This window comes from Pseudoalteromonas sp. 11L1 (genome assembly GCF_055397545.1).
The window spans coordinates 2235840-2259344 of the sequence record NZ_AP041141.1; the positions used below are offsets into that span (position 1 = coordinate 2235840).

At 39.6% G+C, this 23505-nt stretch carries 22 protein-coding genes, 1 pseudogene and 1 riboswitch; of the genes and pseudogenes, 9 read left to right on the forward strand and 14 right to left on the reverse strand.

Annotation, left to right across the window (positions count from 1 at the left end; genetic code table 11):
• Window positions 1-3 precede the first annotated feature (3 nt).
• Complete coding sequence (locus tag ACZ5WS_RS10520; protein ID WP_464708451.1) at window positions 4-1176, reverse strand: efflux RND transporter periplasmic adaptor subunit; 1173 nt, start codon at window positions 1174-1176, stop codon at window positions 4-6.
• 171 nt (window positions 1177-1347) lie between these two features.
• On the opposite strand from ACZ5WS_RS10520, the gene ACZ5WS_RS10525 reads away from it, so the two are divergent.
• Window positions 1348-1611 (forward strand): YkgJ family cysteine cluster protein, encoded by a 264-nt coding sequence (locus tag ACZ5WS_RS10525; RefSeq protein WP_041708812.1) that lies wholly within the window; start codon window positions 1348-1350, stop codon window positions 1609-1611.
• A 463-nt stretch (window positions 1612-2074) separates the two neighbouring features.
• On the opposite strand, the gene ACZ5WS_RS10530 is transcribed toward ACZ5WS_RS10525, so the two are convergent.
• Window positions 2075-3928: a TonB-dependent receptor plug domain-containing protein gene (locus tag ACZ5WS_RS10530; RefSeq protein ID WP_464708456.1), complete on the reverse strand. Its 1854-nt coding sequence runs from the start codon at window positions 3926-3928 to the stop codon at window positions 2075-2077.
• A 202-nt stretch (window positions 3929-4130) separates the two neighbouring features.
• Between ACZ5WS_RS10530 and ACZ5WS_RS10535 the strand changes: the two genes are divergently transcribed.
• The gene (locus tag ACZ5WS_RS10535; protein ID WP_464708458.1) at window positions 4131-4634 is read left to right on the forward strand and encodes a peptide-methionine (S)-S-oxide reductase; all 504 of its coding nucleotides are present in this window, start codon (window positions 4131-4133) and stop codon (window positions 4632-4634) included.
• 71 nt (window positions 4635-4705) lie between these two features.
• Here the strand turns inward: ACZ5WS_RS10535 and ACZ5WS_RS10540 are convergent, their stop codons facing one another.
• The 6 genes from ACZ5WS_RS10540 to ACZ5WS_RS10565 all read right to left on the reverse strand — a co-directional run bounded on the left by ACZ5WS_RS10540 (window position 4706) and on the right by ACZ5WS_RS10565 (window position 10799).
• Window positions 4706-5047 (reverse strand): hypothetical protein, encoded by a 342-nt coding sequence (locus ACZ5WS_RS10540; RefSeq protein WP_464708461.1) that lies wholly within the window; start codon window positions 5045-5047, stop codon window positions 4706-4708.
• Entirely contained in the window at window positions 5028-5327 is a 300-nt protein-coding gene (locus tag ACZ5WS_RS10545; RefSeq protein ID WP_178956207.1) for a hypothetical protein, read from the reverse strand. Before ACZ5WS_RS10545 ends, ACZ5WS_RS10540 begins: the two co-directional genes overlap by 20 nt.
• 200 nt (window positions 5328-5527) lie before the next feature.
• On the reverse strand, window positions 5528-6079 hold the full coding sequence (locus ACZ5WS_RS10550) for a DUF4136 domain-containing protein (protein ID WP_008109277.1): 552 nt from the start codon (window positions 6077-6079) through the stop codon (window positions 5528-5530).
• A gap of 105 nt (window positions 6080-6184) precedes the next feature.
• Window positions 6185-8977 carry an AAA family ATPase gene (locus tag ACZ5WS_RS10555; RefSeq protein WP_464708467.1) on the reverse strand — a complete coding sequence of 931 codons (2793 nt, stop codon included), beginning with the start codon at window positions 8975-8977 and terminating at the stop codon, window positions 6185-6187.
• The gene (locus ACZ5WS_RS10560) at window positions 8974-9522 is read right to left on the reverse strand and encodes a condensin complex protein MksE (protein ID WP_010388659.1); all 549 of its coding nucleotides are present in this window, start codon (window positions 9520-9522) and stop codon (window positions 8974-8976) included. The genes ACZ5WS_RS10555 and ACZ5WS_RS10560 overlap by 4 nt, the downstream gene beginning before the upstream one ends.
• Window positions 9523-9527: 5 nt before the next feature.
• Window positions 9528-10799: a hypothetical protein gene (locus ACZ5WS_RS10565; protein WP_131691174.1), complete on the reverse strand. Its 1272-nt coding sequence runs from the start codon at window positions 10797-10799 to the stop codon at window positions 9528-9530.
• A gap of 196 nt (window positions 10800-10995) precedes the next feature.
• Here ACZ5WS_RS10565 and nhaD point away from each other — a divergent pair, with 196 nt between their 5' ends.
• On the forward strand, window positions 10996-12243 hold the full coding sequence (gene nhaD / locus ACZ5WS_RS10570) for a sodium:proton antiporter NhaD (RefSeq protein WP_464708474.1): 1248 nt from the start codon (window positions 10996-10998) through the stop codon (window positions 12241-12243).
• Window positions 12244-12341: 98 nt separating this feature from the next.
• A riboswitch (Lysine riboswitch) is annotated at window positions 12342-12514 on the forward strand.
• Window positions 12515-12589: 75 nt separating this feature from the next.
• On the forward strand, window positions 12590-13981 hold the full coding sequence (gene lysC, locus ACZ5WS_RS10575) for a lysine-sensitive aspartokinase 3 (RefSeq protein ID WP_464708477.1): 1392 nt from the start codon (window positions 12590-12592) through the stop codon (window positions 13979-13981).
• Here lysC and ACZ5WS_RS10580 read toward each other — a convergent pair.
• Window positions 13955-14713, reverse strand: a complete 759-nt coding sequence (locus ACZ5WS_RS10580) for a 4'-phosphopantetheinyl transferase family protein (protein ID WP_464708480.1) — start codon at window positions 14711-14713, stop codon at window positions 13955-13957. The two genes, lysC and ACZ5WS_RS10580, sit on opposite strands and share 27 nt — an antisense overlap.
• 166 nt (window positions 14714-14879) lie before the next feature.
• On the opposite strand from ACZ5WS_RS10580, the gene ACZ5WS_RS10585 reads away from it, so the two are divergent.
• Complete coding sequence (locus ACZ5WS_RS10585) at window positions 14880-16202, forward strand: sodium-dependent transporter (RefSeq protein ID WP_010388666.1); 1323 nt, start codon at window positions 14880-14882, stop codon at window positions 16200-16202.
• A gap of 85 nt (window positions 16203-16287) precedes the next feature.
• Here the strand turns inward: ACZ5WS_RS10585 and ACZ5WS_RS10590 are convergent, their stop codons facing one another.
• Both ACZ5WS_RS10590 and ACZ5WS_RS10595 read right to left on the reverse strand, forming a co-directional pair.
• Complete coding sequence (locus ACZ5WS_RS10590; RefSeq protein ID WP_178956202.1) at window positions 16288-17268, reverse strand: 2-hydroxyacid dehydrogenase; 981 nt, start codon at window positions 17266-17268, stop codon at window positions 16288-16290.
• An 83-nt stretch (window positions 17269-17351) separates the two neighbouring features.
• Window positions 17352-17873, reverse strand: coding sequence for a glutathione peroxidase (locus ACZ5WS_RS10595; protein ID WP_138607522.1), 522 nt, complete (start codon window positions 17871-17873; stop codon window positions 17352-17354).
• Between the two features lie 120 nt (window positions 17874-17993).
• On the opposite strand from ACZ5WS_RS10595, the gene ACZ5WS_RS10600 reads away from it, so the two are divergent.
• A complete protein-coding gene (locus tag ACZ5WS_RS10600) occupies window positions 17994-18875 on the forward strand; it encodes an NAD(P)-dependent oxidoreductase (protein WP_214552005.1) in 882 nt (293 codons plus the stop codon).
• 235 nt (window positions 18876-19110) lie between these two features.
• Here the strand turns inward: ACZ5WS_RS10600 and sbcB are convergent, their stop codons facing one another.
• Window positions 19111-20562, reverse strand: a complete 1452-nt coding sequence (gene sbcB / locus ACZ5WS_RS10605; protein WP_464708488.1) for an exodeoxyribonuclease I — start codon at window positions 20560-20562, stop codon at window positions 19111-19113.
• A gap of 168 nt (window positions 20563-20730) precedes the next feature.
• Here sbcB and ACZ5WS_RS10610 point away from each other — a divergent pair, with 168 nt between their 5' ends.
• Window positions 20731-21120: an Arm DNA-binding domain-containing protein gene (locus ACZ5WS_RS10610; protein ID WP_464711502.1), complete on the forward strand. Its 390-nt coding sequence runs from the start codon at window positions 20731-20733 to the stop codon at window positions 21118-21120.
• Window positions 21121-21728: 608 nt separating this feature from the next.
• Here ACZ5WS_RS10610 and ACZ5WS_RS10615 read toward each other — a convergent pair.
• Window positions 21729-21983, reverse strand: a complete 255-nt coding sequence (locus ACZ5WS_RS10615) for an ogr/Delta-like zinc finger family protein (protein ID WP_464708491.1) — start codon at window positions 21981-21983, stop codon at window positions 21729-21731.
• 167 nt (window positions 21984-22150) lie between these two features.
• Between ACZ5WS_RS10615 and ACZ5WS_RS10620 the strand changes: the two genes are divergently transcribed.
• Entirely contained in the window at window positions 22151-22354 is a 204-nt protein-coding gene (locus ACZ5WS_RS10620; RefSeq protein WP_138764970.1) for a hypothetical protein, read from the forward strand.
• A 36-nt stretch (window positions 22355-22390) separates the two neighbouring features.
• On the opposite strand, the pseudogene ACZ5WS_RS10625 reads toward ACZ5WS_RS10620, so the two are convergent.
• Window positions 22391-22630, reverse strand: a pseudogene (locus ACZ5WS_RS10625) (hypothetical protein); the annotation flags it as partial.
• 53 nt (window positions 22631-22683) lie between these two features.
• Between ACZ5WS_RS10625 and ACZ5WS_RS10630 the strand changes: the two are divergent.
• Complete coding sequence (locus ACZ5WS_RS10630) at window positions 22684-23496, forward strand: alpha/beta fold hydrolase (protein WP_464708495.1); 813 nt, start codon at window positions 22684-22686, stop codon at window positions 23494-23496.
• Window positions 23497-23505: the final 9 nt, after the last annotated feature.

The following is a 23505-nucleotide window of genomic DNA, read 5'->3' on the forward strand; positions in this document are numbered from 1 at the left end:
CGTTTACTCTCCTTTTAATGCAAGTTGAGTAACGTCTGGTTTGGTCACAGTGTCTTCAATTTTTACTGCCATTCCTTCGCTAGGGTATTCAAGAGCAGAAGTTATCAGTTGTTCTCCCTCTGCTAAGCCTTGATTTGCGATGACCATGCCATCTTGTTCGCGAATAATATTGAGTGTTTTAAATGACAAAGTTAAATCATCGTTTAACACTGCAATTTTATTATTTTTAACCAGATGATGAGGAACAACAATAGCGCCATTAACGGCGCGGCCTTCAATTGTAGCGTTTATATATGAGCCAAAACGAAGTGGCTGAACCCCTTCATATGGGGTTTGAAGTTGGGCAACCAAATAACTCATTCGGCTTTTTTGATCAATCACACCTTCACTTCGTACCACTTTAGCCTGCCATGTAGTTTCTTTACCTGCGTATTGTGCATTAAATTCAACTGTTGCACCTATGCCACTATTATTAAGGTATTGCAGCTCTTTATCGGCAACAGGTAAACGCACCTCGGCGACCTCAGTTGAACTAAGAGAGCCAAAGCTATTACCAGGATTAACTACAGAGCCTAAACTAATGCTGCGCTCGTTTATAATCGCATCGTAGGGAGCTTTAATATATGTGCGTTCTAAATTACGTTTAGCACGTTTTACACTTGCTTGTGCCGAGCGATATCGCGCCATTTTTTCTGCTAATTGCGGTTTACGTAAATACAGTGCTGATGCAGTAACATCGCTTGAGTCTGCTTTAATGCGTTCCCATTCGGCTTTAGCAACATGCGCTTGTGCGCGTTCAATTTCGAGTGCTGAGCTTGCTTGGGCAAGGCCTGCCTCTACTTCAATTAAATCAGCTTCATAATCATTTGGATCAATTCGTGCTAAAATGTCACCTTGCTTTACAAAGGCACCTTCAACAAATTGTTCTGCAACTGAAATAACTTGGCCACTAACCTGAGCAATCAGCTCAGTGCGGTCTTTTGGTTGCACAATACCGTACGATTTTACATCGAGGGTAATTGCATCAAGGTGGACTGGTTGTGCTGCAACCAAAGGGCGCATGTCTTGGGGGGGCTTTTCTTCTGGTGGCTTTTTCATTGCAGAAAAGCCTGCTGCGAGGCCAATGCCACCAACAAGGACCGCGATCGGAAGTATTATTTGTTTTTTAGTCGCCACAGGGCATTCCTTCATAAATTGTGCTGATGGGCTAATGATACGCAATAAAGTGTTTACAGTGTGTTTGAAGATGTAACAAGTCATTGCACAAAGCGGTTACAAATAGAACGAAACACGCTATTTATGTACAAAGCAGCAACAAAACAATTGAAATTTATTACTGAGGTTAGAATGAAAACACAATCAATGGCGTGCCGTTTAGGCTGTGGAGCATGTTGTATTGCGCCAAGTATTAGCTCGCCAATACCAGGTATGCCAAACGGTAAAAAGGCCGGAGAACGTTGTATTCAGCTGGATGAACGTAATTTATGCAAGCTATTTGGTGATGAGTCGCGCCCAAAAGTGTGCAGTGACTTTAGTGCCACGTTAGATGTATGCGGGACAACCAATGAGCAAGCATTAACGTTAATTACCGAATTAGAGCAATTAACCTAATTTATTGTATTAAATACACATATATTTACAATTAATACGTTTGAAAAGTGTAGACACTTACTTTGTGTTTCTAAAACCCATACTCAGAGAAGAAAATTACGTATCTACTTTACATTGTCGCTAGTGTTACCTCATTTATTTCTCATTTAATTCTCTCAGTTCATAATTTTTTAATTATAAATGCACAAAGAGGGCGAAGAGGCGCTGCGCTTTAAGAGTGAGTGACTTAGACATAAAGTTATTTGGCTTAGTTACTAGTGATTTCTCATTTACTTCTCATTCACTTCTCTTTGCTCATACTATTTCAATTATGCATGTACACAGAGGAGGGGATTCTGCGCTTTTAGAATACTTAGGGAGGGCTGCTAAATGAGGTTTCTGATTCAGCTTTCTACTAGTCTGTTTCTTATTTTAATTAAAAAAACAAGCTCAGCGTGGAGTAAGCCCTCGCTGAGCGATAAAGTTACCAGCTATACGTGGCACTTAGTGTATATTGCTCGCCACGACCTGGCGTACCTGGAATTTCTTCAAACGACTCATCCCATAAGTTATCAGCCGCAAGACTAATAAAGAAGTTAGGCACAGCTGGTGGAGTTATTTTTAACGTCAGCTGAGTAAATAACGCCTCGTCACCTGAACGGCGTAGCGCATTTCTATGCTGTTTACGCCATTCATTATCTACTCGAAATTCTAATACATTAGTCGGGTTCCAAATCGCACCTAGAGTTAACCGGTGATCAGGAAAATTTAAGGCATAAAAGCTAGCATCAATATTTTCAGCGCCGTAGGTTTCTGTTTTATGTAAGTACGCATAGCTGGCAATAATTTCTGCGTTATCAAATTGTTTAGTAGCTAAAAATTCAAGGCCTGTGGTATCAATATCAACCGGCTGTGCAAATCGTGCTGAGCTTGAATCAAAGTTAAATGTCCAATCGGTTAGGTTGTTATCTTTACGATAAAAAAGCGCTGAATTGAGTTGCCAGCTTTGTTGCTCAAGCAATAAGCCCAGCTCTAAGCTTTTGGTGGTTTCACGCTCAAGGTTAGCGTTACTTCTAAACAAACCACCTGATTCACTGCCACCAATGGCGGTGTAGCCTGCTACTTGGCTTGCCTCGGCATACGATAAATACAATGTTCGCTCAGTGCCATCGTTATTTTGGGTATTGAAACTAACATCACCAATTAGCGATAGCTCAGAGTCATCACGACTGGTGTTATCAAATGTAGCCCCTAAACGTACAGTTAGTTGCTGATCACTTGCAAGGGATGTTTTGTATTCTGGTAATAAACTAATCTTAAAGTAGTTACGTGAAGTAAAGTTATTTTCAAGGGTGGTGGAGTCAATACTATCTTCTATATATTGCGCCGAGTAATTAACCGCAACTGACTTTGTTTGCGCATGACGACCTGAAATAGCCAATGATTTTATTTGTGTTTCATGAAATGCTTGGAACGCGCTTGGGTTTTCTCTTGAATAAACATAATGATCGTTATGCTCGCGGTAATAAGCGGATACTTCAAATTCACTGTTGGTAGCATAGGCTTGTTTATGGTTGAGCATCCATAATTGAGTTTCTAAGTCTTCGGTTTCATTGACACCAAATGGGGTATAAAGGTTTGGCCAACCAAAAAACTTTTCTTGTAAGCCGTAAAATAAATCAGTTTGTGAATCGCTCCCAGTTAACTGCACTCTGCCAGAAGTACGGGTAAAATCATGGTCGCCAAAATCAATTGAACCATCACTTTGTGAGTGCGAATATTCACCTTCAAAACCAATATGCCAATTAGCGTTTGCTTCAAGTGGAGAACTCAAACCTGCATGAATTGTTTGTAAGTTAAAGTCATTTGAGCCTGCGCCCAAAGAGACACTGCCACCGGTTGTTATTGGTTTCCAAGCAAACGACACAGTACCCACAGAGCTATTCATGCCATAAAGTGCGTTATCGGCTCCGGTTAATACGCTGGCACCCGTTAGCATTTGTGGTGCAATAGGAATTTCTGCAAAGTAGTGACCAGACTGCGGGTCAAGTAGGGTTGCACTACCGACTCTAAAGCCGGTATTTTCAAAAATACCACCGCGTATCGTTACATCAGCTTGTGCTTCAGCCATATTGCGTGATTGCAAGTCAACACGCGGGTCGTATTCTAAATTTGAAATAGGTGAATCAAAAGTGCCTACTGGTAAGGTATTGGCAGTGGGTGACGCTTCAATTGTTATTTGTTCTATGGTTGCTGTTTCTTTACTCTGCTCTGCATAAGCAACAGTTGAAATACTGGCTAGTACGGCCGGTATTATAAGGTGCGGGGCACGATTCATATCATTATTCTCATTTTATGCAATGACGCTAAAAATTAAATACCTTATCATTTTTATCACATGATAAGGTAAGCTCACTAAGCTAGGGTGATTTTGGGCGCTATTGTACATTAATGATAAAAAACTGCATTTGATAATCAAACCTAGCGTTACAAAATAGTAACTCTGCAACCTATAAATTATTTACATTGGTCACTTTATTATGCAAACACAACAATCGAGTCATTCATTAAATCAGCACACACTTTATTTTGCTGGTGGTTGCTTATGGGGCGTGCAAGAGTTTATGAGGTATTTACCTGGAGTAGTGACTACTGAGGCGGGGCGTGCCAACGGCACGAGTAACACAACACAAGGTGAATACGATGGCTATGCCGAATGCGTGAAAGTAACCTTTGATGCCCAAGAAGTAACCTTAAATGAATTAATTGGCTATTTTTTTGAGATTATTGACCCATACAGTATCAATAAACAAGGTGACGATGTAGGCGAAAAATACCGCACCGCCATTTTTAGCCAAGACAGCAATCATTTAAACATCGCCAAAGACTATATTAGCCAGCGTGATGATGCTGAAAAAATAGCGGTACAAGTAGCGCCATTGACTAATTATGTCCCTAGCGATCCTGAGCATCAAGACCGTTTAACCAATCACCCTGATGATTATTGCCATATCCCACTTGATTTATTACACAAGTATAAATAACAACTTCATTGGGGAGTATTTGAATAAAAAAGACTGGTAACTAATAAAGCTAAAATTAGCTGTTACCTCGTTTATGCTTTTTTTTTAGATTTATTAGGCTTTTTCTTTTTTCGAGGAAACTTATCTCTAGAAAGGTAGGGCACAGCTAAAAAGTAGATCCCAGTTCCTAAGTAAAAAAGAAGGTTAAAAAGATAAGCAAATGGAGAGGTCGAGAAAAAATAAACCTCAGACTCCACTCGATAATCTGTTGGTGTATGAACATAACCGTCGTATATAGATTTTCCTGCGATTATTATAAGTAATAACCCCAAAGCCCAAAAGACTAAAGAGAATGCGATTTGATTCAATAGCATTCTCGTATTACTGATATCTACATATTTTACTTTTGGTTTCTTATTTTTTGATTGCTTCATTTTGGCCAAAAAAAGTAATAATGATTGCTACCAGTATTCCTACCAAGCCAATGCTTGAAAACATTAGACTGTATTGGCTTTTAATATTGAAGATATTTAATAGGCTGGTTATTAACAATAAAAAAATACCAATAATTTTTATAATCGTGAGTGTTTTATTCGAACAAAACCATGTTTGACAAGAAGGGCATTGTTTTTCAATAAAAATACTATTTTTGTTAATATTTTTTATATCTTTAGCTGCAAAATTACTTTTACAATTTGGGCACGTTTCTTTCATTTTAATCCTTTAATTTATCTCACAACTTTAAACACAACGTTTACTAAACGTCTTATTGATTAAGCTTTATCCTTGTAACATGATTACTATAGCATTGAGCTATCACCTTGTTAATGTGTAACTTATTACTTTATAGGTAAACAGTCTTTAAGCCATAAAAAAGCCCGCAAACATGCGGGCTTTTAAATATCAATTAAAGTTTATTGCTGCGCTTTAGGCGGAAAGTTACTTAAAATATTGGCAACCGTTTCCTTAATAGCGGCTTCACGTTGTGATGGGGTTTGTTTTTTCTTTAAACGACCATCTTTAGCACCACGCCAAATTAATTGGTTTGACTCACGATCAATAATATCGATAACTAATGTGCCTACTTCATATTCGCGTGCGCTTACATCGTGGTTAAAGCCTGTGCCCCAGTAACCCCAACGCGCACCGTAGCCTACGTTAAAGCTGTCAACTTCAAGCTCTTTATCTACACTTGCATGGTAATTAACAAGTACATCAGCTTGCGCTACATCAACCAATTGCATACCTAATTGTTGGCTTAGTTGGTTGTTTACCGCATTGCGAACGCGTTTTTCCATAAGCCCACTGATTTGGTAGTTATTCGTGTCTTTGGTTAGACTCGCGTTTTCTACCCAAGCAAACGTTTTGTAGTTACTAAAGTTTGCTGATTTATCGTAATCCCAATCGGGCGTTTGTGTACAGGCGGTTAGTAATGCCAGTGCTGCGACAATAAATATGTGTTTCATTCCGTTTGCTCCAATAAAGTGCGTTTGTTTAAACTACCATGGGCGAGGGTAATTTAAAATCTATAAAATAAGTGTAACTGGCTAAGATGAATAGCCAATTAATTCTTAGTCCAGTAGAGAGGCTTTATGTTCAACCTCAATCCAATCTTTTTCATCTACCCAGTTTTGTGCGCCGTCTTTTACTGAACGAATTGGCACAATATAATCACAACTTATTTGCGGTTTAACCGAGGCAAATATTGGCACAAAGCCAAAGCTCAGGGCAGTTTCTATAATTGCCTTTTGATTTTGCGGGTCGATATCAGCCGCTTCATCTATATAAATAGGTATACGGTATAAGTTTTGTTCCTGATCGCTTAATAAATAACGAATAAACAACATGCCACATAATAGCTTAATGGTGATACGTGTACCATTTGAGCCAGCCGAGTCTATCTTTTCAAAGTGCTCGGTTTCACCTGCACGGTTAACCACTTCAAAACGAATATCAAACAAATCGGTGAGGGTCAGACCTGCTTTGTCTGAGGCGAGTTTAATTAAATGATCTTTTGCCTCGTTTACCGCGCTCTCGCTATAAGGTTCTTGGCTGAGTAAATCTAGGGTATCGCCTTGTTCAAATTGGTTAGAGGTACTGATAATAGTATCAATACTATCTACCAACATTTTGCGCGGGATAATATTAATTTTAAACGCTTGCAGGTTTGAGATGCGGTGCTGGCTAATGCCTTTATTAAAGCTATTCATTTCACGGCGTAAGCGGTCTAAATCTTCGCGCAGGCCTTTAATTGTAGCGGCCACTTCAGTGAGGGCAACGCGACCTTGGCGCTCAACTGCATCGCGCTCGTTATCAATGTTATGAAACGCGCTAATAAGCTTTTGATATTTACTAAACTCATCGTTTTCGTTATCAAACTTAGTAATACCGGCATTATAAATATGCATATAGGTATTACGTACATTTATATCGAAATTACGTAGCTCTTGGCAGTCCTTATTAAAGTGATGAATTAAATCGCTTAAATTATCAAAATCGATTTTTATATCAATCATGTAAGGCGTTACTTTACCACTGTATAAATCTAAAGTGTGGTCAATACGCTCAGTTTTAACTTGGCGTAAGCGCTCTGTTTGACGATTAATTTGCGCTTGTTTTGATTTGATTAACGAGCGTCTATCAGCAATTGAGCCACTGTTTTTTTGAATATCTTGTAGGTAACCGTCAACTTGTTCGCGCTCGGCTAAAAGCTGTTCTTTTAGCATTGCTTGGGCGTCAACTGACTGTTGCATCACTTCAAATTGCTCTAAGCGTTTAAGTGCACTTTCTGCACTCATAAGCTCCTCGTATAGCGCGTCTTTTTCTTTTTGTTTATCAGCAACATTGGCGGCCACTTCGCGCTGTTGTTTAAACTCTTTTAATGATTGCTCAAGCGCGGTTAACTGAGCGCTCAGTTGCTCTTTATTTTCGCCGCTTTGCATTTGTACTGGTGAGAGCTTTTTAAGTTTAATACTGGCACCGGGTAGGGTGAGTACACCGCCTTTAACATTCTCGCTCAGCTGTGCTAAAAATTCACCAAAGGCGTCTTCGTCATCAATGGTTATATCGCCATTACTGGTGGTGGCAAAGGAGAGAAGATCGGGGTTCAATAGCCGCGATATTTCTTCTACTTCTTTCAGTGATAAGTCTTCACGCATACGGGTGAATAAATTAAATTCTAAGTTTTTAAGTTGTAACTTTAAGCTCTTAATTTGTTTTTGTGTTTCACCAATACGGTAATCAAGGGTGTGCAGACTTTGCCCTTGAGCACTCGTAATAGAGTGTGACAACGACTCGTAGTCATTTTTTAACTGCGTTAGGTTGCTTTTGATAGTGGCTTTATTAACCAGCTCAAATTCACTTTTAAGGGCGTTGAAATCTAAAAACCATTGTTCAATTTGAGTTTGCTTGCGCTCTATATCGCGCGATTGTTGCACGTATAGCCCTTGCTTTTGTTCAAACTCGTGTTTTTCGTGCTCAATATCTTCAAGAGCGATGTTGAGCTCGCTTAGTTGCTCTTCTTGGTAAGCATCAAAATCAATCAGTGCTTGGTCAATTTTTGGTGCATAAGCGGCCAGTTTACCTTTAAGAACGGTTTGGTTTTCAAGCATAGATTCAAGGGCGGCTATGGGCTCTTGCATTGACTCAAGGGCTTTTAATTCACGTTTTGCGCGGTTTACTTTATCAAACGAACGGCGCCAAACCTCGTAAAAGTCGACCTTAGAATTTGACATATGTCGTTCAAACACACGCAACATAAAACGCTTAACGTCGTTTGCGCCTAATTTATGTAAATTAAGAATACGACGAAATATTTCTTTGTATATTGCAGAGTCTTGAACGTTGTTAAGGGGGATCATTTTTAAATTGATCTCACCGTCAAATTGCGTTGCTCCGCCTGTCAGAAGGGCGTTTAATTCTTGTGCCTTAAGCTCTATTGGGTTGTAACCTTGCTGCTTTAAGTGGTTAAACAGCTTGGTAAACTTAATAATGGTATTGCCTTGGGTGTACTGGGCTAAATCAAGCTTACCTTGATAGCAAAAGTATTGGTGCGCATAACCGGCAATTTTACCTAAGCCAGCAACGCCAATGACGACTGAGCCATGAGGTAAATCGGCTTGCAATAAAATGTACGATTGATCTGATGAAAAATAAAACTTACGGGTTTCATCTAAATCGTGGCCATCCCACTCGGTTAGGCGTAAATCGTTAATTAGCGGAAACTGCAGTGCATTAATTACTGAGCTTTTACCTGTGTTGTTAGGGGCACAAATCGAGCTACTTTTATCCAGTGGGATCACACATTTGGCATAGCCTGCGGTATTTAGTAGGGCGAGTTTACTCAGTCCGTATAAATTTTTCATTGCTCGTCCTCACTAATAAAGGTCTCTTCGTTTACTTCCATTAAGGCATCAATATAGCGGTGAATAGGGGCTTGCAACATAAAGCCACCTTCTACCTCGCGGGCAAGGCCTAAACGTACCATGCGTAAATACACATCTTTGCGTAAGTCAGAACCCGAAAATATCTCAAGCTGATCGAACAAATGTTTATTAAGCTGTACCAAGGTTTGCATTAGCTCTAAATCGTTTGGCTCGTCAAATAATGCGCGCATTGGGTCTTTACCTGTATTGGCAAAATGCTCTATTAAAATGTAAATAGTGAGCGCTACAGCGCGGGAAATCTTACCCATGTTTGGGGTGCTTTCATCGCTGGCAAAATAATAAAAACCACGGCTATCGTGTTTTAACTCGTGGCCTAGTGCTGTAAATAAGGCAGTATAAGCGTCTATTTGTTGGTCAAGCTCTTGCCACATTACGGTGTCTTGTTCGCAAATGTGGTAACCGGCGACTAATTTTTTATTAATGGCTTGTAAGTGAGAAAGCTCATCTAAGTTTATATGGGTCATGGTGATTACTCGTGCTCGGCTTTATCAGCCTGAGGCTCTGAATTAAAGGGATATAAATTAAAGTGCTGGCCTGCAATGTTAACGCGAGCTTTTTTATCGCTTTGGCTAATTTCTAGGGTGTTATCGCTTACCAACTTTTGATACAAAAACAACATTTCATCGGCTTCAAGTTCAGGGTAGCTTTCGTCTAAAAATTGCAGCAAAGGCTGTGGTTTTTTACGCTGCTTTTTAAAGCGTTTGGTAAATTGCGCTTTTACATCGTGGTAGTCAGGAATGTTTGGCGTGACAAACGCGGGCACATCATTTTGTTCTGGTAGCTGATATTCGTGGTGTTCAAACTCAGCTAGGCTTGCCATATAGGCAACAATATGACGCTGTTGACCCAGTGAATACTTTTGCGCATCGCTTACAAAATGGGGTTGCACGGCGCTGAGCATATTATCCACCCCGTTTTTACGAATTAGCCCTAAAACTTTTGCCGCTTGGCGGGTAATAAGGTTATTACGGCGCAACTCTTCACGCAGTGGCATTAGCATATCGGCACTTTTACGTAAGCTTGTCCGACCAACTAGATGCATTTCGAGAATACGGGTACGTAATTGCTCAAGCATACGTTTATCACTGTACGCTTTACCTGAGCGTTCAATATGTTCTATTTGGGTGCTAATTTGTTGCTCAATTAGAGTAAAACAGGCATGAAAGTCGCCTCTAATATCGACCATTTCCAGCATGGGTTCTATATATTCATCAAACGCTTCTATGACGGCTTTGTAGCGCTTTTGCAGCGATTGCACCGCGTTATTTGATTTGGCTTGCTCAACAATATTTAAAATGGCGTTTTCGTTGTGTAAAAACAGCTTAATTATTTTACGAACCCGATCATCCATAATGCGGCTAAAGCGGCGTAAATCATCAAAATCTTCCATTTCACCGGCATTAGACAGCCGATTACCTAAGCGAGCTAAATCATCAACCAATACGCTTATTTCTTGTGCTAAGCCTAAATGTTCTTCTTGAAGTAAAAAGGTAGCAAAGTCCGCAATGGCACGGTTAATTTCTAGTTGTGACGATTTAGCCAAGGGAATAATGATTTCTTGATTTAATAACCGATTGGTTTCTTTGTAAATACGCTCATTATTCCATGTCGGTTGCTTTTGTTTTATGGCATTTTGTAAATCTTTAATACTAAAGTCGGCCATTTTAAAGCGTTTAAATAATAGCTCTAATACACCCCAATGCTCAGTGAGGGTATTAAGTAGCTTTTTAGCTGGGATCATAAGGCGTTACAACATCCTAGTATTCGTTATTTTATATTTCTTGAACTTATATGGTATTCGTTTTTGCGACGATTTAATAATAGTTTTTACACTCGCTTAGTGATAGTATCCGCGCCGAATATAGGCACATAGAGTGTGTACCTCTATTTTTTACATGGTTTCAATTTTTACTTAAACCCGAAGGTTGTTTAATATCATGGTTTCCTCGATTATCCTGACGCTGATAGCGATTGCATTCTTGCTTATCGTTATTGAGGATGTGATTCACGTAAACAAAGCCAAAACGACATTATTTTTTGGTACACTTTGTTGGATTATCTCCTTTATTTTTCCTCTTAATGGGCAAAGCCCTGAAACGATTCAAACCCTCCTTGACCACAATATTTTAGAAATTGCTTCCTTATGGCTGTTTTTAATGGCCGCAATGACCTTTGTTGCCTATTTAAACTCCAAAGGACTTATCGAAAATGTTGTGAACCGGATAATGCCATCCAGCATTAGTGAACGAAAGCTAATGTTTTTGGTAGGGTGTTTTGCATTTGTATTTTCATCTATTTCCGACAACGTAACAGCTACACTGATCTCCTTGGCTGTTATAATGTCATTAAAGCTTGAAGCCAAAAAGTTAGTTAAGTACGCCACGCTTATTGTATTTGCTGTAAACTCAGGGGGTGTATCACTTATCACAGGTGATGTAACCACACTTATGATTTTCCTTGATGGTAAAGTGACTATTAGTCACTTATTATTGTTAATTGTGCCTGCATTATTAAGCGTATTATTACTGGCTACTCTATTATCAATTGGTATGAACAAGCAGTTAGAGTTTAAAAAGACTAAATTTAAACGAATTGAAAAAACTGACATTACTATCGCTGTTATTTTCTTCACTACCGTTATTTCTACCCTTACTTTAAGTGTTTTATATAGTGTGCCGCCGTTACTTACCTTTTTACTCGGCCTGTCTATTATGTTTTTAGTCGCGCAATTTTTAATGCGCAAAAAAGACATCAATAAAGATATGATCGACTTTATACGTGACATAGAGTACGACACCTTACTGTTTTTCGTAGGTGTGTTATTACTTGTTGGCGCATTAAAAGAAGTCGGCGTGCTAAGCCAATTTACAAACCTGTATACAGTGATGGCGCCAGAGTACGCAAACTACTTAATGGGTATTTTATCGGCCGGTGTTGATAACGTGCCACTAACGGCTGCGTTACTAAAAGCCGACATTGTAATGAGTCAACAACATTGGTTGTCGTTTACGTATGCAACCGGTGTGGGTGGTTCAATGCTGATCATTGGTTCGGCGGCTGGTATTATTGCTATGAGTAAGGTTAAAGAACTTACTTTTGCAAGTTACCTTCGTTTGTCGTTGTATTTGTTAGTGTGTTACACCTTAGGTTATGCTGGCTCTTACTTTATGGGTAGTTTTATTTGATTTTATAATAAAACGACTTGACAGCTAGACGTCTAAACGATAACTTTCAAAGCCGCACTCTTAGTGCGGTTTTGTTTTATTAGCCACAGGTTAATAATACATTCAGAAGAGGTGCGATACTTAGGTACTTAATGTGAGGCAACGACAGCCTGCGACCATTAAGGAGGGAAGTACTCGCCGAGGAAAATAATGGGTCGTTACCATTGTTTTTCGGTTTATGGGGCTGAATCCTCAAAACTGTCACCAATTTAGGTGGAGAGCTTCTGGCAGTAGATTTTTCTTATCTTTATTTCCTGCCAAGTTCTTCTTGTTTTATTGCGGTTTGGATGCCGCGAAAGGAGACGAAATGACTACCCAATCAGTGCCACAAAGTTCACAGTGCACAAAATCAGATTACATTGTTGCCAAATTTGGTGGCACCAGCGTTGCTAACTTTGAGGCGATGAGCCGTTGTAGCGAAATCATTGTAAACGATAGCAGCGTTCGAATTGTTGCAGTGAGCGCCAGCGCCGGTGTAACTAATCACTTGGTGGCACTTTGCAAAGCCGATATTGATGCCGCTGAACGTCAGCAGCATGTTGACGGTGTACTTGCTATTCAGCAGGCAATTTTAACTGATCTGACCCTAGATGATGATTTAGCGCTTGGTTTTAATAACACCCTCGATGACTTCCAAACACTGGCACATCAAATACTGACAACAGAGCAGCAACACGATGAGTTACTCAGCTTTGGCGAGCGTTTATCGTCGTATTTATTTACTCAAGTATTGCGCTTAAAGGGCTTAAATTCGCAGCGTTTTGATGTTCGCCAGGTGCTTAAAACCGATAGCCAATTTGGTAAAGCCAGCCCTAATGTAACCGCCACAGCGCTTGCAGCTAAAAAGCATTTAATTCCTTTACTAGATAACAATGTAATTGTTACTCAGGGCTTTATTGGCAGCGATGAAAACAATGTAACCACCACACTGGGTCGCGGTGGCTCTGATTACAGTGCCGCCTTGTTAGCTGAAGCAATTAACGCTAAAAGTGTGCATATTTGGACCGACGTAGTGGGTATTTTTAGCACCGATCCGCGTTTGTGTGTAAAAGCCACACCTATTGCGCGTTTAAGCTTTGATGAAGCGGCAGAAATGGCCACTTTTGGCGCTAAAGTGTTGCATCCAGCTACAATTTTGCCAGCCAGTCGCAGCCATATAAATGTGTTTGTTGGCTCAAGCACAGAGCCAGAGCGTGGGGGCACTTGGATTGAGCGAGAAAAATCGCAGCTACCTGGTATTCGTGCGGTCACGCAACGTAAAAACCAAATACTACTGACCTTAAAAAGCCCCGAAATGCTATTAGCGAGTGGTTTTTTAGCGCGTATCTTTACTATTTTAAGTGAATGTAATATTTCGGTAGATTTGGTTACTACCTCTGAAATTAGTGTAGCTATTACCCTTGATAATGCGCCTAATGCATCACGCCCAGAGCTAGATCAAGAATGCTTAGATAAACTCGCTGAGTTTTGCCATGTATCGGTTGAGAACAATTTAACCCTAGTAGCACTTATTGGGTCTGAAATTGTATTGCGTCAGCACGAAATGAATTTAATGCAGGTGTTGAGCGAATTTAACATTCGTCTTATTTGCCATGGTGCGAGTAAACACAACCTGTGTTTTTTAGTCGAGCAAAGTGAGTCTGATGCTGTGGTTCAAGCTATTCATAGCCGACTACTTGAAGGCGAGCTTGCTGCTTAACGCTGCAAATGAGATAAATGAGCACTGCCAGTCGGTGCTTTTTTTTGCCACAACGCTAATATCAAACTGCTCGTTTACATCATTTGTTAATGCGGTACTAGTTGCACTTAATTGCGAGTTGCCAAGCTCACAAAATACATTGGGGCTTAATAGCTGGGCAATAGGGCGGCTGGTTGCTTTTGCTAACGCCTCTTTTAAAGTCCAAAGTCTAAAAAATGTCGCCGCTTTAGAAGCTGTGCATGGTTGCTTAGTTATAAGAGCCACTTCTGCAGCATCATAAAAGTGCTTTGCGAGTTTTTCAAATGGCCGTTTTAAACTGATTTTTTCTATATCAAAACCAAATAGCGAATGATCAATATTTAGCGCCACGCCTACCAAACCATGAGAGTGTGACACACAGCAACTATACACCTGGTTGTTATTTATATTTAGCTCAAGCTTACTGGTTTGTTGATTAAATTCAGAGCTGATTTTATCAAGCGTTATATTACTGCTGCTAGGTAATACACTTTTGACTAAATATTTTAGTAACAGCCGCGTTGCTACATATTCTTGCTTTGCTTGAGGCGTTTTACGACGCGCGATGACACTTAATTCAAACGGGCTTAAAAACTGTGTAAGTGTTAGCTCATCAACCTGCAATTGGCTGGCATCAAATAATAAAATGGTGTGGTTATTATTCTCAGCAAGCGGGGTGTGTAATAACTGATTGTCGAAGTAAGCTGAACTCATTATTGCTCGTTAAAAGTGAATACCGATTACATAGTTATCGTTATAAGCTGGATAGTTTGTGAGCGGTTGTTTGCTGTTATGCGCGCTAAGTACATTTTTATTACTCAGTCGCCCTTAAATATGGTTTAATTCACATTCGATAAAATAATAACAGATTTGTAGGTGTATGACACAAGTGCGTGATGGTTTTCAAAGTCGACTTGGTTTTGTATTGGCAGCAGCCGGTGCTGCGGTAGGTTTAGGCAATATATGGGGTTTTCCTACACAGGCTGCTAACCATGGTGGCGGCGCATTTTTATTGGTGTACTTTATTGTTATTTTTTTGCTAGCGCTTCCCGCGTTATACACCGAGCTGTATTTAGGCTACAAAGCCCAAGCTAATCCGGTTAAAGCCTTAGGCCAAGCATGGCAAGACCATGCGCCTAAAGTTGGCGCTGCTGCAGGTTATATAGGCTTAGCTGGCGCAATTGTCATGTTAAGCTTTTATTCAATAGTGGCAGGTTGGATGCTTTCTTACGCCATAGAGCCTATAACCACCTTTCTAGGCTTACAGAGCTTAAGTGAGTTTTTACATAGCGACTCTATGCTACGTAATTTTATATTTACGCCGCTGATGCTTATTTTAACCGCCAGCATTATTTTAAAAGGTGTTAAATCAGGAATTGAAACCTGGTCGCGCCGTTTAATGCCATTATTACTTGTTTTACTCGTTGGCCTAATTGCTTACATTGCTACCTTAGAGGGTGCCAGCGAAGGGTTTGCGGCCTATTTAGTGCCTGACTTTAGTAAAATACTCGACCCCGATTTAATTATTGCCGCAATGGGGCAAGCGTTTTTCTCATTATCACTGGGTGTGGGCTGTATGATGATTTATGGCTCTTATTTAAAGCCTGGTGCTAACTTACCAAAATTGACTGCAAGTGTTGCGTTACTCGACACCAGCGTGGCATTTTTAGCTGGACTATTAATTATACCGGCTATATATGTGGCGCAGTTCAATGGCGTTGAAGTATTTAGCAACGGCAAGCTAATTGGTGAAGGGCAGCTTATTTTTGCCATATTACCTGAGTTATTTGGCACCATGGGTGAAATTGGTTTATTGGTTGGCTTACTATTTTTTGTATTGATGTCGATTGCTTCAGTTACATCAACCATTTCATCGACTGAAATTCCGGTGGCTTTTTTAGTAGAAAACCACAGCGTAGATAGAACCAAAGCTACATGGGCCGTTAGCGCCATTGTATTTGTTTGTGCCAGTACTATTATTGTTAATTTTGATTGGCTATTTGGTTTGGTTATTATGGTATTTACTCAATACCAACTCCCGTTGATGGGACTGTTTTATTTTATTACAGTGGGCTGGTTATGGCAGCGTGGTAATAAGCTTCATCAAGCAAGTTCTGGTGCACATTATTGGTTTGCTCAGTACATTCGTTTTGTCTGCCCAGTGCTAATGACCTTAGTATTTGCAAACGTTGCGTTTGGCTAGAATACAACAACAACTCATGTGTTATTGATAACAAAAAAAGCGAACACTATATTTTGTTCGCTTTTTTGCTTTTTGTTTAGCCGCGCTATAGCACTTCGTTTGTTAAGCTATTTCCTTGAGTAACCTCAAATGCATTTTGTAAGGTGATATTGGCAATTTCTGTAAGCGCTTCTTGAGTAAAAAAGCCTTGATGGCCGGTGATCAATACATTTTTAAAGCTTACCAAGCGAGAGAAAATATCGTCTTGGTTTATATCGTCGCTGTGGTTTTTAAAAAACAGCTCTGATTCTTGCTCGTACACATCAAGCCCTAAATAACCTAGTTTTTGTGATTTAAGTGCCTTAATACACGCTTTACTATTAACCAATGCACCGCGCGAGGTGTTTATTAGCATAACTCCTGTTTTCATCGCTGCAAATGCGTCATCGTCAATTAAATGATGGGTGTGCTCGTTTAACGGGCAATGCAAAGAAATGATATCGCTTTGTGTAAGCAATGTGTTTAAATCAGTAATTGTGTAATTACCAGCTTGTGCATTAGGATCGCACACTAAAATGTGAGCGCCGAAACCGGTTAATATATTACACAATGCTTGGCCAATTTTACCGCAGCCAATAATACCCACCGTTTTATTATGTAAGTTAAAGCCAAGTAAGCCGTTTAAGTCAAAATTGTCTTCACGTACGCGGTTATAAGCTTTATGGGTTTTACGGCTAAGCGTAAGCATAAGTGCAATACAATGCTCTGCGACTGCCTCAGGGCTGTAAGCCGGAACGCGCAGAACACGCATACCATGCTGTTTAGCAGCGGCTAAATCTACATTATTAAAACCCGCACAGCGCAGTAAAATGGTGTTAACCCCAAATATAGCCAGTTGCTCAATAACCGCTTTATCTACCGAATCGTTTACAAATACGCATACCGCATCAAATTCTTTAGCTAAAACCGCAGTGTGCGCCGATAAACTTTGCTCAAAATAGGTAATAGCGATGTTAGAAAAGCCAGTTAAGCTTTGTTCAAAAAAAGGCCGCTCGTATTTTTGAGCACTAAAAAAAGCAATTTTCATTTATTACTATCCTACTAACTTAGTGGGCTAAGTGAAAACCAAGCCTAGTTACACCTACCATAAACCATTTTTATTATAGATGCCTAACCAAAACGAGTGTTTGCTGTTTTTATAATCGGCGTTGACCCTAAACTGCTTGTTATTACGCTGTGTAATGACTCTGGTTTAGTGCGCGGCGCATAGCGCGCAATTAGTTGTCCTTGAGCATTAATTAAAAACTTAGTGAAGTTCCACTTTATGGCACGGTTTTGTGCAATTCCACGCGTATGTGATTTTAAATAACTAAACAAGGGGTGTGTATCTGGGCCATTCACCATAACCTTATCAAAGACTTCAAAATTAATTGCAAAGTGTTTTTGATAGTAGTCTTTTATTGCCATGCCCTCTAATGGTTCGTTTTTATCAAACTGATTGCATGGAAAGGCTAAAATAGTAAACCCATCGCTTTTGTATTGTTGGTATAGCTTTTCAAGCGCACATAATTGCGCCGAAAAATGACATTTGCTTGCTGTATTTACAATAAGAACCGTTTTTCCTTTTAACTGGCTCAAAGGAAAATCACTGTTATTACAAAGTTGTGCGTTAAATTGATAAATGCTATCCATAGGTTACCTACCTAATTTCCTGATGCGGGAAATTTTAAAAGACTTTCATTCGCTTTTTTAGCGGCCGATTGACATAATCGAGCTTATGTTTCTAAGTTATCAGTTAAATAGGTCATTTTTATGTCAGTTAAAATTGCATTTATAGGTTTAGGCGTAATGGGTTACCCAATGGCAGGGCATCTAGCAAAAGCGGGGCACAGCGTATGTGTTTATAACCGCACAGCAGCTAAAGCACAAAAATGGGTTGAAGATTTTAACGGCAGTTTTGCACCTACCCCGCGTGAAGCTGCAAGTGGTGCCGATATAGTATTTATGTGTGTTGGCAATGACGACGACTTACGGTCAGTGGTATACGGCGATGATGGCGTTTTAGCTGGTATGGATAAAAACACGATTTTAATCGATCACACAACTACTTCTGCTGAGGTAGCGCGTGAAGTTGCGGCAAAAGCGGCTTTACAGCATATCGACTTTATTGATGCGCCGGTATCGGGCGGTCAAGCTGGCGCTGAAAATGGGGTGTTAACCGTAATGGCCGGTGGCAACGAAGCAGTATTTGCTAAAGCACAACCTATCATGGCGGCATTTAGCCGTTTTAGTCAGCTTTTAGGCGAAGCGGGCTCAGGGCAATTATGTAAAATGGTTAACCAAATTTGTATTGCAGGTGTAGTGCAAGGCTTAGCTGAGGGCTTACATTTTGCCAAACAAGCGGGGCTTGATGGCGAAAAAGTAATAGAAACCATTTCTAAAGGCGCTGCTGGTTCGTGGCAAATGGAAAACCGTTACAAAACAATGTGGGCAGGTGAGTACGAATTTGGTTTTGCTGTAGATTGGATGCGCAAAGATTTAGGCATTGCCCTTGATGAAGCTAAAAATAACGGTGCAACACTGCCAATGACCGCCACGGTTGATCAATATTACGCTGATGTACAAGCTCTGGGCGGCGGACGATACGATACTTCAAGCTTATTAGCACGTATCGAAGCAATGCATAAAAAGTAATGTAATTGGTAAAAGTAAATTGTTCACAAAGAGGGTAAGAGACGCTGCGCTTTTAGAGGAAGTGATAAACATAAAAATGAATGTTGGTTTTATGTTTTCTCATTCACTCTCTAGTACTTCTCTTTGTGAGATAAATTTTACTTTGTTTGTAGTGTTACAGTTACTTAAAACAAAAAACGCGACACTTTTTTGCTAAAGGGTCGCGTTTTTTATGCGTTATATAAACTACAGTAAATTACATGCTTTGCGCGTAGTTATATAAGGCTTTTAAAATTGTTAGATTTTTTTCGCTGTCATCATGTTCATGCGCTAAGTTTTCAAGGGTGATCATAAAATCTTGTGCGCTGATTGATGGCTGATCTTCGCCATGCATTAACTTGCTTTGGCAATATTGACGCCATTGATCAAGCTCTTGCTGGTTTAGCGTTTGTGGCCAGTTACGGGCGCGGTATCTAAACAGCAAAGTATTAAATTTAGGATCTTCAAATTCAAGCTTTAAGCTTGCTAAGTCTTCAGGCTTTGCATCACGAATAATCGCAAATTTAGCTTTATCAGCATGGCTAGTAAAGCCATCATATAATAAGTAATCCACGTTCGTGGTCGCGCTATAATCGCCTTGCTCATTAAATACCTCAGTGACTTTATCACGTAGCTCGGTATTGGCTTTTAAAATGGCTAAATTAGTCAAGCATTGCTCTCGGTCAATACCCAAGCGAGCAGCGTTTTCAGGCAGTAGCGTTTTAGCAGGTGCTAAAATAGGGCACTTGTTTAAATGCACTAATTTTAAACCTACCGGTAAATCACCCTCTGCTAAATCTATACGTTTGGTGTATAAACGCTTGCGTAATTCTTCTACATTTAAATCAAGTAATACCTGTGGGTTTTGGGTTAAATCAAAACAAATAACCGCGTTTTTATTTACCGGGTGAAAACTCATAGGTGCTACCCAAGTGGTACAACCTTGTGTTGCTGGAATACGAGACGAGGTGTGCACTAATGGGGTCATATTAAACACATCAACCATTTCAGCGAGTGCTTTTTTACCGCGAAGACTAAAAAAGAATTGGTACAGTTTAGGTTGCTTCTCTTTAATTAACTTTGCCAGTGCAATGGTGGCCGTTACATCACTTAATGCGTCGTGCGCAGCGGCATGTTCAATACCATTAGCGACGGTTAAATGCTCAAGCTTAAAACTAGGGCTACCATCTTCTTTTAGCGGCCACTCAATGCCCTCAGGGCGCAGCGCATAGCAGGCACGCACTAAATCTATAATATCCCAACGACTGTTATTGTTTTTATATTCACGTTCGTACGGGTCGTAAAAGTTACGATAAAAGCTATATCGGCTTACTTCATCATCAAAGCGTATACTGTTATAACCAGCCACACAGGTATTGGGTACGCTAAATTCTGCATGAATTTTAGCAATAAATTCAGCCTCAACTAAGCCTTTTTGCATCGCCACTTGTGGGGTAATACCGGTAATTAAACACGCTTCAGGATGGGGGAGGTAATCAGCCTGTGGTTTACAGTACTCAATAAGCGGCTCGCCAATAATATTTAAATCAAGATCGGTGCGCACACCGGCAAACTGACTCGGCTTATCCTTTTGCGGGCTTGCCCCCCAGGTTTCATAGTCGTGCCAGTAGATTGTAGCTTGGTTTTCGTAGTATGTTGGTTCGCTCATTCTTTCTTTAAGCCCTATATATTCGTGGGTTTTATTTGCTTTTGTTATTTATTGTCTATTTTAGAAAGCACTTTAATATTTGCATGGTGTGTATAAATTCGCGTATAAATTTTTTGCTAACTGTGTATAAAAAATTAAATGGCAATCAGTTAAACGAAAATAAGAAAGCTGCTAGGCAAAAATCAAACACCGTGTGTATTATCGCATAGAGATAGTTTAAGTGTAAGGGTGTCAGCTAAAGACGTAATCACATGGCCGTATCGTTGTCGTGTAGGTGGTAAACAGGTAAACATTACGCTAGGGCGTTATCCTGGGCTTAGTATTAAAGAAGCACAAGACTACATACCGCTGTTTCAAAATTGGTTAAGCCAAGGTAAAGACCCACGCCTAGAGCTTAAACTCATGCGAAACAATGGCAAGGGTTTACTCATAATGGCAGATATTGCTGCAACGTGGCTAGATAAAAAAGTACCCGACCTAAAAGAAAAAACACAAACGTTAAACGACGCAAACGGGTGTATAACTCAGTTGTTAAACCTAAAAAAACACCAGTTCTAGAGAAAAGATCATATAAAGGTAAGGAAAACATAAAGGGCTAAATTTCTTTAGCCCTTTATAATTACAATGCTAGCAAGCTACTAATAGCAATTATTAGGTGTGTAACATTAATAATTGCTCGTTCAGAAATTTCTAAGGATAAGCTGAATTTCAACTTTTTACCCTCCAAAAAATATAAAACTAACTTGCTGATAATTTCAGAATACGTTACGCTGTTTTTGTACAAATAAGCGTTTGTTGAAACCTCAGCAAGTGACTTCACTAACACCATATTACCAGTATGGTGTTAGTCCCTCCCCTGAAAACCACCACAAGATGTAGTAATAATTCCAGCTTCAACACCAAGATAGTGTGATTAAGAATCTATTGCAAGGGACAAAAAACGCTCTAATTGTGGATAACATTGGTATAACGCACTTGTGTTAGTGCACACTAACCTGTTAGTATTCGATAACATTTATATTTGCAAAAATCAACTAAGGAAAGGTTAAATTCACTCATTTCAAAAATAAAATCTAGCTGCTTTTTTAATCATCATCAATTGCTATTTTTTTATACATACTTGAAAAAGTGGAAATTTTGAACGGTTATTAGGTATGGAATTTAGTTTATAGCCCAATTAATTCTAATTGTTCTTCACGCGGTAGGTTTTTAATAAGCGATGCTGCTAATTGCGCAGTGGTTTTACAAGGCGGGTTTAAGAAGTGATCAAACGATTGGGTAATACGGAACGTAGCCCCGCACTCTTTAGTGTTAGTACACGAGCAATATAAATTAACCACATGGGCGCTTTGCTTTTTGCGTGACGTAATTGTTGCTTTAGCTCCGCAATGTGGACAAGTAACCCGCGCTATAATAACCACTAATCGTTAATAAAATACACTGTCATTTTGTGCATAACAAATAACTATTATTAGGTGTCATACTTCTTATTAGCACAGCGCAAGTTTCTAAGGTTGCGTAAGTATCTTATTTTTTATAATGTCGACTAATCTGATATGTTGCATCTTCAATCAAAAAGGAAAATGTAATGGAATATAAGAATGGTGAACTTAATAATAAAATCATATCTCTAATGAAGAATGATGTATTAGTTGCTAAAGGGCGCGTAATAGAAGGTAATACAGCAGGTATACACCTCGATGAAGTAGGATTCATTGAAGAGGGTAAAGGTGTCAAAAATCTATATAGTCATGTCGATTTAGTCAAATATAGGATTCTAGTTAATAGCTAAAAATATCTATATGCCATGAACTATAAAGTAAAAGCTCTAGCTCCTAACTAGCGCTTTCTTTTTATCCCGACCACCCCAAAACGCCCTAAACAACCGCATTAGCCCAAGCGTTGAAACAGCAATACCCACTATCACAAATTCAAAGTACCAAGGCGCGCCGTTATAACCCACAGCCTGCCAACCTTTTTGCATATACGGTTGCATGGCCGGTATAAAATGGCACACAAACAAACCCACAAAGAATAGAATAAACAATTCATCCATTAAGGTTTTGTCGCTCTATTTATAATGTTATAAACTTAAGCTAACTACTAATTAGCTTTAACAAAATGAAACTAATAATAAGAACGATTCTATTTTGGGTATTAATCACCTCTACCGCTGTGTTTGCTGAGCTTTCTAAAGTTAAAGTAAATGGCTTTGATATTGAATATGAAATGGTGGGTAGTGGCAAACACACTGTTTTACTGGAGGCGGGTGGCTCTGCAGGGCTTAGTGATTGGGATCCCATTTATAACTCGCTTACTAAGTATGCAAAAGTAATTCGCTATTCTCGAATTGGCAATGGCGGCTCTTCGCAAATAAAGAAAAACTATAGCTCAGAGCAGTATGCTACTGAGGCTTTACTATTGCTTAAAGCGTTAAAAATTGAAGAACCGGTAGTTTATGTGGCGCATTCTTATGGTGCTTATATCGCAAGGGTATTTGCGGCAAGCTACCCCGATAACATTAAAGCGTTAATGTTAATTGAACCCGCCTCAGAGCATGATGTTGATATTATGCGTAAGATTGATTTACCGCGCGCTGAAAAAGAAATTGCTGCTATAAAACGTGATGATATGAAAAACGGCATGTCGAATCAGTATTTAGACTTTTGGTCGAAGCGACCTTTGCCCGATTATCCACAAATAGCAGATATTCCCGTGACGGTTATTGCCTCAGTTAAAAAATATGAAAATCCATCGGTGTTATTTTTTACTGAAAAAGGGCGTGAAATGTGGGGAGAACTTCATTCAAACTGGGCTAATGCTTTTCCTCAAGGTGAGATAGTGCTAACCAGTAAAAGTTACCACTATCCACAAAATGATGAGCCAGAAATGGTAGTTAAACAAGTTTTGAAGCTATTATCACGCACTCAATAGTGAGATCGG